The following is a 13,334-nucleotide window of genomic DNA, read 5'->3' as shown; positions in this document are numbered from 1 at the left end:
GCGCGGTGTGAATGTCACGCTCCGGCGCGCCGCCCCGTCCCCGTGGTGACGGGCCCCGCCGTGCCCGCGTTCCGAAACCCTCACCCCTGTCCGAGGACTGATCGCGATGACGACGATTCCGGTGACCGGCGGCACGGGCACGCTCGGCACGGTGGGCTACGGGGACTTCCTGGCGGAGCGGGGCGGGGCAAGGGTGACGGGAGGGCGGTAGGGAGAAGCCTTCGCAGGCAGTTCCTCGCTCAGGCAGCAGGCCCGAACAGGTCGTCCTGGGCGGTGTCCATCGCCGCGAGCACCGCGCCCCGCAGCACGGCCCGGCCGCCGACCGTCCCCGCGCGTACCTCGGTGCGCAGCGGGGACATCCGCGCGAGGTGCTCCGCGACCCGTCCGGCCAGCGCGTCGCCGCCCGCGCGGCCGGTCTCGCCGCCGAGTACGACACAGCCGGGGTCCAGTACGGCGCAGACCGCGGCGGCCCCGATGGCGACCCGGGCGGCCAGCGCGTCGAGGAAGGCGGCACCGGCCTCGCCCGCACCGACGGCGGCACGCACCATCGCCTCGGCCGCGGGTGCGCTGCCCTCGTCGGCGTCGCCCGGACCGGGCCGGTCCTGGCCCGGGCCCGCCGCGATGCCGTGCTCGGCGGCCAGCCGGCACACCGCCGCGGAGCCCGCCAGCGAGTGGAAGCCGCCGTCGCAGCCCGCGGCCGTGGGCAGCGCGCCCGTGCCCGGTACGGGCAGGAAGCCGATCTCACCGGTGCCGCCCGAGGCGCCGCGGCGCAGCCGGCCGTCCAGGACGACGGCGGCGCCGGTGCCGTGGCCGAGCCAGAGCAGGACGTAGGTGTCGCGGTCGCGCGCGGCGCCGTCGCGCTGCTCGGCGATGGCGGCGAGGTTGACCTCGTTCTCCAGCAGGACGGGCGCCGCGGGCCGGTCGCCGAACGCCGTGACGAGCGCGGCGTGCCAGGCGGGCACCCATTCTGTTCCGCCGAACCGTCCGGTGGCCGGATCGACGAGGCCGGGCGCGCCGACGGCGACGACGTGCGGCCGTGCGGCACCGGCCTCACCGAGCAGCTTCTCCAGCGCGGCCACGCCGTTCGCCGCCGCCTGACTGGGGTCCGCGTCAGGGCCGACCGGGACGGCGGTCTCGGCCAGCACCCGGCCGAGCAGGTCGGCGACCGCGAGGGTGGCGCTGTGCGTGCGCAGGTCCACCGCGGCGAGGTGGGCGCGGCCGGCGACGATGCCGTACAGCCGCGCGTTGGGTCCGCGCCGCCGCGCGCCCGACTCGCCGACCACCGTGATCAGTCCGGCGGCCCGGAGGCGCTCGACGAGGTCGGCGACGGTCGGCCGGGACAGGCCGGTGCCCGTCTTCAGCTCACCGGCGGTCAGCGGCCCCTCGGCCTGGAGGAGCTGCAGGGCCAGGCGGTCGTTGATGGCCCGCGCGGTGCTCGGCGAGGCGGTGCGCGGGGTGGCGCGTACGGCCGGGGAGGCGGTACGGCCGGGAGCGGCTCCGCGCGTCTCGTCCATGCCCGAATCCTTCCAGACCCCCGTGCGGGGATCGTCGCGGTGTGATCGATGTGAACGCCTTATTATCAGGCAGGCTTCCTGATAGTTTACCGCCCATGGATGGCACAGGCGTTCCCGACGCGGCTCCCCCGCCCGCTCCAGCCCCCGATGAATCCGCAGCTCAGCAGGGTGCTCCGGGCCGGTTGCGGCGTGCCCGCTGGTCCGTCGCGGTGGTCTTCCTGATCCACGGCTCGGTGACCGGCAGCTTCGCCACCCGCGTGCCGTGGATTCAGGACCACGCCCAGATCAGCGCGGGACAGCTGGGCCTCGCCCTGGCCTTCCCCGCGATCGGCGCGTCCCTCGCCATGCCGCTGGCCGGCCGGATCAGCCACCGCCTCGGGGCCCGCGCCGCACTGCGCCTGCTGCTCGCCGCGTGGACTCTCTCGCTCGCCCTTCCCGCCCTCTCTCCCAACCTGTACGGCCTGTGCGGCGCGCTGCTGGTGTACGGCGCCACCGCGGGCATGGCGGACGTGGCGATGAACGCGCTGGGGGTGGAGACCGAGGACCGGCTCGGCAAGCCGATCATGTCGGGGCTGCACGGCATGTGGAGCGTGGGCGCCCTGCTCGGCTCGGCGGCCGGCACCGCGGCGGCACACGCCGCCACCGACGCCCGGCTGCACCTGGCCGTCGCCGCGGCGGTCACGACCGTCCTGGGCTACGCCGCCTGCCAGGGCGTACTGGACCTGCGCAGCACCCCGGACGAGCACCCGCCGCCGCGCTTCGCGCTGCCCCCGAAGTCGGCGCTGATCATCGGCGCGATCGGGTTCTGCGCGGTCTTCGCCGAGGGCGCCAGCCTGGACTGGTCGGCGGTCTACCTGCGGGACGTGCTGGGCACCGACGCGGGCCTGGCGGCGGCGTCCACCACCGCCTTCTCGTGCACCATGGCCGTCGCCCGGCTGGCGGGCGACCGGGTGGTCGCGCGCTTCGGACCGGTGCGCACCGTACGGGTCAGCGGGGTGCTCGCCGCGGCGGGCGGCGTCCTGATCGTGCTGGCCCGGCACCCGGCGATGGCCCTGGCGGGCTTCGCGCTGATCGGGCTGGGCATCGCCGTGGTGGTGCCGCTGGCGTTCGCGGCGGCGGGCCGCAGCGGCCCGGCGCCCAGCCAGGCCATCGCGGGCGTCGCCACCATCACGTACACCTCGGGGCTCATCGCCCCCTCGGCGATCGGCTCCATCGCCCAGGCCACCTCGCTGACCGGCTCGTTCGTGCTGGTGACGGTGCTGGCCTGCGGGCTGTTCGTGGGCGCGGGGGTGCTGCGGGTGCCGGGCCGCGGCGCCGCCGGGCGCGACGCGCTACCGGCCGGCGACCTGGAGCGCTTCTGAGCGGCACCCCTCCGGCCCGGCCCCCCTGAGCCGGGGCGCCCGCCCGCTCAGACGGCCTGCGCCTCCGGGTGCAGCAGTTCCGTCGCTATCGAGCGGGCGTGGTCCGACCAGGGGGTGGGCCGCAGTGCCTGCGGGTCGACGCGCACCAGGACGCGGTGGCCGTGCGCGTAGGTCTGCTCGCCGTCGGCGGAGCAGAGCCGGAAGCCGTACGTCAGGCCCGTGCGGCCCAGGCGCTCGACCCACAGGTGGGCGGCGTAGTAGCCGGGCCGGGTGACCGGCTGCTCGTACGAGACCTTCATCTCCTTGATGACGTTGCACATGTCGCCGGCCGCCGCCCAGTCCCCGTCGAAGCCGAAGCCGCGGCCGTGCCAGAACTCGGCCCAGGCGCGCTCGACGAGCAGCGGGTAGCGCGAGTTGTGGAGCATGCCGAGCGCGTCGAGGTCGTCGAAGTGCACGGTGACGGGGACCAGCTGTCCGTAGGGGACGGCGGGGGCGGCCTCAAGGGCTTCGACGCTCACGGGTTGGTGCTCCTGGTTCTGCTGCGGGCGCTGCCCGATGCTGTTGACTGTTCAAGAAGTGAACACGGCCATCGTAAGCGGCTGCTTAAAATGCTCCGGCCGCCGGGGGCGGTCGGCACCGCCCCCGGACGGACGGGCCGCCCGGGCCGGCCCCGCGGCCGACCTAACATGGCCCGGCCGGCGCCCCGCCCGGCCGACCCCCTGCGACGTATGTGAAGAAGTGGAGCACTCATGGGCCTCGGTGTGCGCTGGACCGTGCACGGCGACGGGCGCACCCCCGCCCCCGGAGCCGTCGTCAGACCGGACGAACGGCTGTCCTGGCCGCGTACCGCCGGCCTCGGCGCGCAGCACGTGGTCGCCATGTTCGGCGCCAGCTTCGTCGCGCCGGTCCTGATGGGCCTGGACCCGAACCTCGCCATCATGATGTCGGGCGTCTCGACCGCCATCTTCCTGCTGGCGACCCGCGGCCGGGTGCCGTCCTACCTCGGCTGCTCGCTCTCCTTCGTCGGCGTCGCCGCCGTGATCCGCGCGCAGGGCGGCAGCAGCGCCACCGTCACCGGCGCGGTCTTCGTCGTCGGCGCCGCGCTCTTCCTCGTCGGCCTCGCGGTCCGACGGTTCGGCGCGCGGATCATCCACGCGGCGATGCCGCCGGTGGTCACCGGCGCGGTCGTGATGCTCATCGGCTTCAACCTGGCGCCGGTGACGGCCAGCACGTACTGGCCGCAGGACCAGTGGGTGGCGCTGCTGACCATGCTCTTCACCGGGCTGGCCGTAGTCTGTCTGCGCGGCTTCTGGTCGCGGATCGCGATCTTCCTGGGGCTGGTCTTCGGGTACGGCATCTCCTGGGTCCTCGACCTGGTCTTCGGGAAGATCCACTCGGCGAACGGCGCCGGGCAGCTCACCGACCACTGGCGCCTGGACCTGTCGGGCGTCGCCAAGGCCGACTGGATCGGCCTGCCGTCCTTCCACGCGCCGTCCTTCCAGTGGTCCGCGGTCCTGGTCGCCCTGCCCGTGGTGATCGCGCTGGTCGCGGAGAACGCCGGGCACGTCAAGGCGGTCGGCGAGATGACCGGCGACCCGCTCGACGACAAGCTGGGCACCGCGATCTCCGCCGACGGCGCCGGCTCGATGCTCTCCACCGCGCTCGGCGGCCCGCCCAACACCACCTACTCCGAGAACATCGGCGTGATGGCGGCGACCCGCGTCTACTCCACCGCGGCCTACTGGGCGGCGGCCGGTTTCGCGCTGCTCTTCGGCCTGTGCCCGAAGTTCGGCGCGGTGGTGGCCGCGATCCCCGGCGGCGTGCTGGGCGGCATCACCGTCATCCTGTACGGCATGATCGGCCTGCTCGGCGCGCAGATCTGGGTGCACAACAAGGTGGACCTGCGCAATCCGCTGAACCTGGTGCCCGTCGCCGCGGGCGTCATCATCGGCATCGGCGGTGTCAGCCTGAAGATCAGCGAGAACTTCGAGCTGGGCGGCATCGCGCTCGGCACGATCGTGGTGCTCTCCGGCTACCACGTGCTGCGCGCGCTGGCCCCCGCCCACCTGAAGCGGCAGGGGCCGCTGCTCGACGAGGGCACCAGCGCGTACGACGAGGACACGGCGCCCGGCGAGCCGTCGGCCCCGAAGAATCCGGCGAAGCCGGGGAAGTCGGAGCCGACGGGCTGAGCACCCGGCTCAGCCGAGCTTCTTGACCGCCTGGTAGTACGTCCACGCGAGCGCGTTGCACGAAGTCTTCTTCGCGCCGCTGTACTTGGCGCAGACCCGCTTGAGGTCCTCGTACAGCGCGCTGTCCAGGCGCGGCTTGTTCGCCGGGAAGGTGCCGGCCTTCTTGTAGTTGCGGTAGCCGAAGTCGTGGCGCGCGCACGAGGTCTCGAAGGGGAAGCCGAAGGGGTTGTCCGGCGACTTGGAGCAGTAGTCGGTGCTCCAGTCGAACTTGTACGCCGCCCACTTCGCCTGGTCGCCCCGGGCCGCCACCCAGTTGCCGTAGCTGCCGGCACCGGTCTGCGTCCAGCCGGCCAGCACCTTGGCCTTGTCCGCGGGGGCGGCCTGCGCCGGAGCGGCGGCGGCCACCAGTGCGGTCACCGTCATGGCCGAGGCGGACAGGGCGGCAGCAAGTCTTCCGGACATCTTCATCCTCCGTTGCGTGGCGGCCCTTCGGCAGGTCGGACCGCTTCGTTGAAGGCTGAAAATATTCAATCCGGACGACCGGTGGTGGTGTTTTGACTGAACAGTGATCAGCGGGCCGGTGCCGTACGGGCAAGGAGGCACCGCGCGTTACCCCGATCCGGTCATCCGCCCCCGGGTCGCCTCTCCGGTCGGTGTCCTGCTGTCACGCTGTGCGCATGACGACGACTCAGCAGGCCCCGGACGGCCCGGCGGCGCAGGCGGCCGCGGACCCGTTCCGGCCGGTCCCCGCGGCCGGGCCGGCCCCCAAGCCGTCGGCCCCCGTGGCCGCGGTCCTGGCCCGGATGCGCGTGCTGGACGCCACGCTCTCCGCCGCCGACGGCATCGCGGTGTTCAACCGGGTGTATCTGTCGGTCACCGAGGAGATCGCCCGCCGCCTCCCCGCCGGCGGCTTCCAGGACCCGTCGGCGGCGGGCGAGCTGGACGCGCTCTTCGCCCGGCGCTACCTCGCCGCGGTGGACGCGGCGGGCGCCGGCCTGACCGTACCGGCCTGCTGGCGCCCGCTGTTCCAGCTGCGCCGCCACCCGGGCGTACGGCCGCTGCAGTTCGCGCTGGCGGGGATCAACGCCCACATCGGGCACGACCTGGCGCTGGCCGTCGTGGACACCTGCCGCGCCCTGGAGTGCGAACCGGCCGCGCTGGCGGCGGACTTCGAGCGCGTCGGCGACCTCCTGGAGGGCATGGAGGAGCGCATCCGGGAGAGCCTGATGCCCGGCCCCGACCTGCTCGACGTCGCCGACCCGCTCACCCATCTCGCCGGTTCCTGGAGCCTGGAGATGGCCAGGGACGGCGCCTGGGCGGCGGCGCGGGTGCTGTGGAGCCTGCGCGGCCTGCCGGAGACGGCCGGTGAGTTCGCCGAGCGGCTCGGCTCGGGCGTGGGCCTGGTCGGCCGCTGTCTGCTGACGCCGCTGGGCTGACGGGCCGCGTACGGCGTGCCGTACGCGGCCCGGGTGCCCGATGTGCCCGGGTCAGTCCTCCGGCAGCTCGACCGGCGCGATCTCGTCGTACACGTCGCCCGGCCCGGGGTTGCCCGCGTCCGTGCTGCCGCCGAACTGCGTCATCACGCCCCACACCGCGTTCAGCGCGGTCTGCACGGCGCCCTCGGCCCAGCCGGCCGTCCAGGAGATGTCGTCACCGGCGAGGAAGAGGCCACGCTTGTCCTCGGGCAGCCGGTCCTGCATGAAGTGGGTGAACAGGCGCCGCTGGTAGCGGTAGTGGCCGGGCAGGTTGGCCTTGAACGCGCCCATGAAGTACGGCTCGTTCTCCCAGGAGACGGTCACCGGGTTGCCGATGATGTGCTTCCTGATGTCGACCTTCGGATAGATCTCCGAGAGCGACTTGAGCATGACCTCCATACGGTCGTTGGCGTTCAGCGGCAGCCACTTGAGGCTGTCGTCGCACCACGTGTAGGAGAGGCAGATGACAGCCGGCTTGTCGGGTCCGTCGTCGAGCAGGTAGGTGCCGCGGGTCATCCGGTCGGTGAGCGTCATGCTCATCACGTCCCGCCCCGTGTCCTCGTCCTTGTCCAGCCAGAACGGCCGGTCCACCGGCACGAACAGCTTGGAGGACTCCATGTAGTGGGTGCGCTCCATCGCCGTCCAGTGGTCGATGGGGAACAGCGCGTCGTCGCAGGCGATCTTCGACAGCAGCAGCCAGGACTGCGCGGTGAACACGGCCGCCTCGTACGTACGGATGTCGCCGTCGGCGTCGGTGACGGTGATGCGGTTGCCGGCCGTACGGTGCAGCCGGGTGACCGCGGGGCGCGGCGTGCCGTCGTGCAGGGCGGACAGCGAGGTGCCCGGCGCCCAGTGGACGATCTTCTCCGGCGCGCGCTCCCACAGGCGCAGCGGCAGCTGCTGGCTGCCGCCGACGATGCCGCGGTGATGGTCGTCGGCCTCGGTGTAGACGACGCGCAGGATCTCCAGGATGGAGTTGGGGAAGTCGGTGTCCCAGCCGCCGGTGCCGAAGCCGACCTGGCCGAAGATCTCGCGGTGCCGGAAGGACTTGAAGGCGGTGGAGTCGCAGAGGTAGCCGTAGAAGGTCTGGTTGTCCAGCTTCTCGACGAGCCGCGCCCAGATCTCCCGGATGCGCGGGACGTCGCGCTCGCGGATGGCGCGGTTCATGTCGGAGAAGTCCGCGCCCTCCTCCAGGCAGGCGTTCCAGGCGTCCATGACCTGGGTGTAGACCTCGGGCAGGTCCTCGACGGTGCGCGCGTAGTGCGACTCGCCCTTGAGGTCGACGACCGTCGAGGGGGTGTCCGGCGCGAGCGGGTTGGGGAAGGGCTTCGTCTTCAGGCCCACGAGGTCGATGTAGTGCTGGAGGGCGGTGGAGGACGGCGGGAAGCGCATCGCGCCCATCTCCGCGGTCAGCTCCGGGTCGCAGCCCTCGAAGCCGACGGTGCGCAGCCGGCCGCCGATCCGGTCCGCCTCGTAGACGACGGGCCTGAGGCCCATCTTCATCAGCTCGTAGGCCGTGATGATGCCGGACAGGCCGCCGCCGATGACGGCGACCTCCTTGCCGTGCTCGGTCGCGGGCACCTGGCCGAGCCCCGCCGGGTGGGCGAGGAAGTCGTCGTAGGCGTACGGGAAGTCCGGCCCGAACATGGTGATGGGCGGCTGGGCGTCCGCGTGGTGGGCGGCGGTGGGCACGGTCATCGGTTCGGGCTCCTTGCAGGCGGTACGTGAGGGGGGCTCGGGTGCGCGCCGGCAGGGGTGCGCGCGGGCAGGCGTGGGGGCGGCGCCGTGGCGCCGCTGCGGGGGTCCTTCAGGCGGGGGTCAGGTCAGCGAGCCGTAGAGGCCGGGGCGCCGGTCGGCGAGGTACGGGTTGTCCTCCCGCGACCGCTTCAGGAGAGCCGCGTCGACCTCGGCGAGCACCAGTTCCTCGCCGCGGCCGGCGCGGGCGCGCACGGTGCCGTCCGGGCCGGCCAGGCAGCTCAGCCCGACGAACTCGAAGTCGCCTTCCGGGCCGACCCGGTTGACGTAGGCGATGTAGAGCTGGCTCTCGAAGGCCCGTACCGGCACCAGCGACTCGGCGACGAACTGGAAGGGGTGCAGCTGGGCGGTGGGCACCAGCAGCAGATCGGTGCCGGCCAGCGCGTGGGCGCGGACGTTCTCCGGGAACTCCACGTCGTAGCAGATCATCAGGCCGATGCGCAGACCGCCCAGCTCGGCCTGGACGACCGGGTCGTCGCCGGGGGTGAACCAGTCACGCTCGAAACAGCCGAAGAGGTGGGTCTTGCGGTAGTTCGCCAGGATCCGGCCCTCGGAGTCGATCAGCTGGGCCGTGTTGTACACCGCCGCGCCGTCGCGCTCGGGGTAGCCGTAGAGCACCGCGATGCCGTGCTCGGCGGCGATCCGGGCGATCGCCCGGGCGGCCGGGCCGTCGGCGGGCTCGGCGAGCCGGTGCAGGTCCGCGCCGATGGCGTAGCCGGTCAGGAACAGCTCCGGGCAGACCAGCAGCCCGGCGCCGCCCGCCGCCGCGTCGCGCGCCGCGTCCTCGACGGCCCGCAGGTTGTGCGCGACGTCGCCGGGCCGTCCCGAACTCTGGAGCAGGGCGGTGCGCAGCGACGACATGGGACCCCTCGGAGGAGACGTGACGGGTGATCGGGTGGCCTGCCCGGGCACTGCGGCGGCGCGGGCGGCCCGGCGATCGGCGGGACGCCTAGACGGTACGGTCCGCCGAACCACCCGTACAAGGCGTCACCATTGCGTGCGGACGGATATTTCGTTGCGTGTTGTACGGACTGTGCGGCGATTCGTTGCGTCGAGCGGCGCGGCGGGCGGCGCGGGTCGCGTGGAGCCGTGTCCGGACGGCCTCCGCGCCCCGGGTACGTCCCGGGTGCACGGTGTTCCCCCGCGCGGCGGAGCGGGGGTCGGCCCTGGGCGCGATGTGGCGCGCACGGCCGGGCGGCATCGTATGAGGCGCCCGGGAAGGCCGGGTGAACGCTCACGATTTTGGTCGGGGAAGGTCCGCCATGAACCGTTCTGTCCGCAACCTCAGCGCCATCGGCACCCGCACCACCGCCCGCAGACGCCTCCGCCTCCTCGCCGTCTCGGTGGCGGTCCTGCTGGCGGCGGGGGCGGTCGGCCCCGCGCTCGCCGCGCCGCCGCCCGACGCGGCCCACCCGGCGGGCCGCGCCACCGCCGCGCAGAGCGCCGCCGCGCGGCCCCAGGAGGACCCCTGGCTGAACGGGTCGGCGAAGCTCCGCCGCGCGGACGGCGACGACGTCCGCTTCTCCTTCGACGCGCGCTTCCGCAAGGACGAGACGCCCGGGTTCTCCGTCCACGACCGGGCCCGCACCGACCGCCTGGGCTACAGCTGGGCCGCGACACCGGGCCCGGCGTCCACGAAGGAACTGCCCCGCTGCGCCAGTTCGGCGCCGTTCGAGACCGTGGAAAGCGGTGACTTCACGGTCGTCCCGTGGGACCGGCCGGTGAGCTGACGCCTCGGTCGCTCTTCGCACACCGGCCCGCGGCCAGGCACGGCGGCGGGCGGGTCATTCACAGGCGGCTCCGGACGCATGATCGCCTTGTCTCTACGATGTGCCCATGCTCGCGTACGCCCTACCGGCCCTGTTCTTCGTCCTGTTCGCCATTGGTGTGCTGCGCGACCGGCGCCGCTTCAGCAACGCCGTCTACCTGGGCCTGACCGCCGTCTTCCTGGTTCCGGCCCTGCTCATGCAGGTGCAACGGATGCCGACGTCGGCTGCCGTCGCGGTCACCGTGCTCATCCTGCTGCTGCCCACGCTCGGCGTCCTCGTCCTCGGGGTCTTCCTGATCCTCAACGGCGTGAAGATGGTCCGCAAGGAGGGCCGGAGCCTGGCGAACCTGCTGTCACTGCTGGCCGGGCTCGGGGTCTTCGCGGTCATCGCGCTGCTGATCGCGGCCGTCGGCACCGGATCGCGCACCCTGATCGTGATCGCCGGCACGACGATGCTGCTCGTCGGCTACGTGTCCTTCCTCTTCCTGTGCTTCGTCGGCTACGCGTTCCTCTACGGGCGGCTGCGGGTGCGCCGCGACGCCGACTTCGTGGTGGTGCTGGGCTCCGGGCTGATCGGCGGCACACGCGTACCGCCGCTGCTGGCAAGCCGGCTGGAGCGGGGCCGTGCGGTGTACGAGCGCCAGGCGCGGCGCGGCAACCCGCCGGTGCTGCTGGCCTCCGGCGGCCAGGGCCCGGACGAACAGCTCCCGGAGTCCCGGGCGATGGCCGCGTACCTGGTCGAGCGGGGATTCCCCGAGGACCGGATCGTGTGCGAGGAGGAGTCCGGGACCACGGAGGAGAACCTGGCGTTCAGCAAGAAGATCATGGAGCGGGCGGTGCCGGGCCACCGCTGCGTGATCGTCACGAACAACTACCACGTGCTGCGCGCCGCCATCCTGGCCCGCCGCGCGGGCGTCGACGGCCAGGTCGTCGGCGCCCCCACGGCCGCCTACTTCTGGCCGAGCGCCACCATCCGGGAGTTCGCCGCGGTCTTCCTCTCCTACAAGCTCGTCAACCTCGGCATCTGCGCCCTGTTCGTCCTGGGCGGCACGCTGGCCTGGCTGAACGGCTGACGGCGGGCGGCCCGCCCCGGCCCGGTGACCGCATCGGTCCGGTGACGGCCCCAGACCGGTGACCGCTTCAGCCCGGTGACCCCGAGCTGAAGCGCCGCAGCAGCGGCGAGAGGACCAGGACCGACTTCGTGCGTTCCACGAACGGCTCGCCCGCGATGCGCTCCAGCACCCGTTCGAAGTGCCGCATGTCGGAGGCGAAGACCTGGACGATGGCGTCCGCCTCACCGGTGACGGTGGAGGCGGACGCCACTTCCGGATAACGCGACAGACCCCGGTGGATGGAGTCCGGCGAGGTGTTGCGGCGGCAGAACAACTCGATGAACCCCTCGGTCTCCCAGCCCAGCGCCGCCGGGTCGACCCGTACCGTGAACCCGGTGATGGCGCCCTCGGCACGCAGCCGGTCCACCCGGCGTTTGACCGCCGGGGCGGAGAGCCCGACCTCCGTCCCGATGTCGGCGTAGGAGCGCCGGGCGTCCTGCGCCAGGGCGTGCACGATGCGCTGGTCGAGTTCGTTCATCTGTCGCACTGCGGGTGGATCACTTCTCTGCGGTGGCCAATCGGGAGCGGCGCAAGCCGTAGACGAAGTAGACCACGAGCCCGACGGCCATCCAGACACCGAAGACCACCCAGGTGACCGGGCCGAGGCTGCTCATCATGTACAGGCAGAGCAGGAAACCGATCGCCGGGAAGACCGGCGCCAGCGGCGTACGGAAGGTGCGCGGCATGTCCGGCTTGGTGAAGCGCAGCACGATCACCGCGATGTTGACCAGCCCGAAGGCGAAGAGCGTGCCGATGCTGGTCGCGTCGGCGAGCTGGCCGAGCGGGACGGCGGCGGCCAGGATGCCGCAGAACAGCGAGACGATCACGGTGTTGGCGCGCGGGGCGCCGGTCTTCGGGTGGACCTTGGAGAACACCTTCGGCACCAGGCCGTCGCGGGACATCGCGAACAGGATGCGGGTCTGCCCGTACAGCACCGTCAGCACGACACTGGCGATGGCGATGACGGCACCGGCGGCCAGCAGCACGGCCCAGAAGCTCTGGCCGGTGACCTCCTTCATGATCCCGGCGAGCGCGGCCTCCGAGCCCTCGAAGTTCTGCCACGGTTTGGCGCCCACGGCGACCGCCGCGACCAGGCAGTACAGCGTGGTGACGATGATCAGCGACAGCATGATCGCGCGCGGCAGGTCGCGCTGCGGGTTCTTGGCCTCCTCGCCCGCGGTGGAGGCGGCGTCGAAGCCGATGTAGGAGAAGAAGAGGGTGGCTCCGGCGCCGCTGACGCCGGCGATGCCCAGCGGCATGAAGTTGGAGTAGTTGCCGGAGGAGATGCCCTGGATGGCGACGCCGCAGAACAGCAGCAGCGCGATGATCTTGATGGTCACCATGATGGCGTTGGCGCGGGCGCTCTCCTTGGCGCCGCCCAGCAGGAAGACCATGGCGAGCAGCACGACGATCAGCGCCGGGAGGTTGAAGATCCCGCCGTCGCCGGGCGGCGCGGACAGCGCGGCCGGGATGGTGACGCCGATCGTGCCGGACAGCAGCTCGTTGAGGTACTGGCCCCAGCCGACGGCGACCGCCGCGACCGAGACGCCGTACTCCAGGATCAGACACCAGCCGCAGACCCAGGCGACCAGCTCGCCGAGGGTGGCGTAGGCGTAGGAGTACGACGAGCCGGCGACCGGGATGGAGCCCGCCAGCTCCGCGTAGGACAGCGCGGAGAACAGGGCGGTGACGCCGGCGATGACGAACGAGATGATCACGGCCGGGCCGGCCTTGGGCACGGCCTCGCCGAGGATGACGAAGATGCCGGTGCCCAGCGTCGCCCCGATGCTGATCATGGTCAGCTGCCACATGCCCAGCGAGCGGCGGAGGGTACCGCCCTCGCCCTGGCCGCCCTCGGCCACCAGCCGCTCGACGGGCTTGCGCCGCATCAGCCGGGCGCCGAGGCCCACCGAGGAAGAGGGGGGCCGGGGATCGCTGCCCGCCGAGGGCGGTGCTGCGCCGTGCTCCAACACAGGGGTGGCTCCTTCATCGCTGCCGGTCAAGGTGGGCGGACGACCGACAGCGGTCCCCGTGCGCGGGTAGGCCGAAACAACCCGCGTCAAAGGAAGGGGAGACCGCCGAGCAGGCGGTCTCCGCCACTCCACGTACAGCGCATGACTGTACGGGGCGCGTGTGAGCTGCCGTAATGCAGGTTCCTTG

12 protein-coding genes are annotated in these 13,334 nt (G+C 72.7%); 5 read left to right on the top strand and 7 right to left on the bottom strand.

Translation table 11 applies throughout. The features are described from left to right. Positions 1–239: 239 nt before the first annotated feature. Positions 240–1,514, bottom strand: a complete 1,275-nt coding sequence (locus ACFV57_RS16695) for an ROK family transcriptional regulator (protein WP_385231773.1) — start codon at positions 1,512–1,514, stop codon at positions 240–242. Positions 1,515–1,609: 95 nt separating this feature from the next. Between ACFV57_RS16695 and ACFV57_RS16690 the strand changes: the two genes are divergently transcribed. After that, positions 1,610–2,875 carry an MFS transporter gene (locus ACFV57_RS16690; RefSeq protein WP_385231770.1) on the top strand — a complete coding sequence of 422 codons (1,266 nt, stop codon included), beginning with the start codon at positions 1,610–1,612 and terminating at the stop codon, positions 2,873–2,875. 47 nt (positions 2,876–2,922) lie between these two features. Here the strand turns inward: ACFV57_RS16690 and ACFV57_RS16685 are convergent, their stop codons facing one another. Further along, on the bottom strand, positions 2,923–3,393 hold the full coding sequence (locus ACFV57_RS16685; protein ID WP_385231767.1) for an acyl-CoA thioesterase: 471 nt from the start codon (positions 3,391–3,393) through the stop codon (positions 2,923–2,925). 231 nt (positions 3,394–3,624) lie between these two features. Between ACFV57_RS16685 and ACFV57_RS16680 the strand changes: the two genes are divergently transcribed. Continuing rightward, complete coding sequence (locus tag ACFV57_RS16680; RefSeq protein ID WP_385231764.1) at positions 3,625–5,064, top strand: uracil-xanthine permease family protein; 1,440 nt, start codon at positions 3,625–3,627, stop codon at positions 5,062–5,064. Between the two features lie 9 nt (positions 5,065–5,073). On the opposite strand, the gene ACFV57_RS16675 is transcribed toward ACFV57_RS16680, so the two are convergent. Then, positions 5,074–5,526 carry a phospholipase gene (locus tag ACFV57_RS16675; RefSeq protein ID WP_385231761.1) on the bottom strand — a complete coding sequence of 151 codons (453 nt, stop codon included), beginning with the start codon at positions 5,524–5,526 and terminating at the stop codon, positions 5,074–5,076. 215 nt (positions 5,527–5,741) lie between these two features. Between ACFV57_RS16675 and ACFV57_RS16670 the strand changes: the two genes are divergently transcribed. After that, positions 5,742–6,500, top strand: coding sequence for a DUF5995 family protein (locus tag ACFV57_RS16670; protein ID WP_385231758.1), 759 nt, complete (start codon positions 5,742–5,744; stop codon positions 6,498–6,500). A 51-nt stretch (positions 6,501–6,551) separates the two neighbouring features. On the opposite strand, the gene ACFV57_RS16665 is transcribed toward ACFV57_RS16670, so the two are convergent. After that, a complete protein-coding gene (locus ACFV57_RS16665) occupies positions 6,552–8,237 on the bottom strand; it encodes a flavin monoamine oxidase family protein (protein WP_385231755.1) in 1,686 nt (561 codons plus the stop codon). Positions 8,238–8,357: 120 nt separating this feature from the next. Then, on the bottom strand, positions 8,358–9,155 hold the full coding sequence (locus ACFV57_RS16660; protein WP_385231752.1) for a carbon-nitrogen hydrolase family protein: 798 nt from the start codon (positions 9,153–9,155) through the stop codon (positions 8,358–8,360). A 401-nt stretch (positions 9,156–9,556) separates the two neighbouring features. On the opposite strand from ACFV57_RS16660, the gene ACFV57_RS16655 reads away from it, so the two are divergent. Beyond that, on the top strand, positions 9,557–10,024 hold the full coding sequence (locus ACFV57_RS16655; RefSeq protein ID WP_385231749.1) for a hypothetical protein: 468 nt from the start codon (positions 9,557–9,559) through the stop codon (positions 10,022–10,024). Positions 10,025–10,130: 106 nt separating this feature from the next. After that, positions 10,131–11,135 (top strand): YdcF family protein, encoded by a 1,005-nt coding sequence (locus ACFV57_RS16650; protein WP_385231746.1) that lies wholly within the window; start codon positions 10,131–10,133, stop codon positions 11,133–11,135. Positions 11,136–11,202: 67 nt separating this feature from the next. On the opposite strand, the gene ACFV57_RS16645 is transcribed toward ACFV57_RS16650, so the two are convergent. After that, positions 11,203–11,652, bottom strand: a complete 450-nt coding sequence (locus ACFV57_RS16645; protein WP_385231743.1) for an Lrp/AsnC family transcriptional regulator — start codon at positions 11,650–11,652, stop codon at positions 11,203–11,205. A 19-nt stretch (positions 11,653–11,671) separates the two neighbouring features. Further along, a complete protein-coding gene (locus ACFV57_RS16640; RefSeq protein ID WP_385231740.1) occupies positions 11,672–13,147 on the bottom strand; it encodes an amino acid permease in 1,476 nt (491 codons plus the stop codon). Between the last annotated feature and the right edge of the window lie 187 nt (positions 13,148–13,334).

Origin of the sequence: Streptomyces sp. NPDC059788 (assembly GCF_042732265.1) — a bacterium.
In the GTDB taxonomy this organism is placed as follows: domain Bacteria; phylum Actinomycetota; class Actinomycetes; order Streptomycetales; family Streptomycetaceae; genus Streptomyces.
The sequence above is the reverse complement of the archived record's forward strand: the minus strand, read 5'-3'. Positions and strand labels throughout refer to the sequence as shown.

What these genes read in the sequence shown, in the direction of transcription:
- ACFV57_RS16650 (WP_385231746.1), top strand. Translation starts at nt 10,131, where the DNA reads ATGCTCGCGTACGCCCTACCGGCCCTGTTCTTCGTCCTGTTCGCCATT.
- ACFV57_RS16680 (WP_385231764.1), top strand. Translation starts at nt 3,625, where the DNA reads ATGGGCCTCGGTGTGCGCTGGACCGTGCACGGCGACGGGCGCACCCCC.
- ACFV57_RS16675 (WP_385231761.1), bottom strand. Translation starts at nt 5,526, where the DNA reads ATGTCCGGAAGACTTGCTGCCGCCCTGTCCGCCTCGGCCATGACGGTG.
- ACFV57_RS16665 (WP_385231755.1), bottom strand. Translation starts at nt 8,237, where the DNA reads ATGACCGTGCCCACCGCCGCCCACCACGCGGACGCCCAGCCGCCCATC.
- ACFV57_RS16660 (WP_385231752.1), bottom strand. Translation starts at nt 9,155, where the DNA reads ATGTCGTCGCTGCGCACCGCCCTGCTCCAGAGTTCGGGACGGCCCGGC.
- ACFV57_RS16695 (WP_385231773.1), bottom strand. Translation starts at nt 1,514, where the DNA reads ATGGACGAGACGCGCGGAGCCGCTCCCGGCCGTACCGCCTCCCCGGCC.
- ACFV57_RS16655 (WP_385231749.1), top strand. Translation starts at nt 9,557, where the DNA reads ATGAACCGTTCTGTCCGCAACCTCAGCGCCATCGGCACCCGCACCACC.
- ACFV57_RS16690 (WP_385231770.1), top strand. Translation starts at nt 1,610, where the DNA reads ATGGATGGCACAGGCGTTCCCGACGCGGCTCCCCCGCCCGCTCCAGCC.
- ACFV57_RS16670 (WP_385231758.1), top strand. Translation starts at nt 5,742, where the DNA reads ATGACGACGACTCAGCAGGCCCCGGACGGCCCGGCGGCGCAGGCGGCC.
- ACFV57_RS16645 (WP_385231743.1), bottom strand. Translation starts at nt 11,652, where the DNA reads ATGAACGAACTCGACCAGCGCATCGTGCACGCCCTGGCGCAGGACGCC.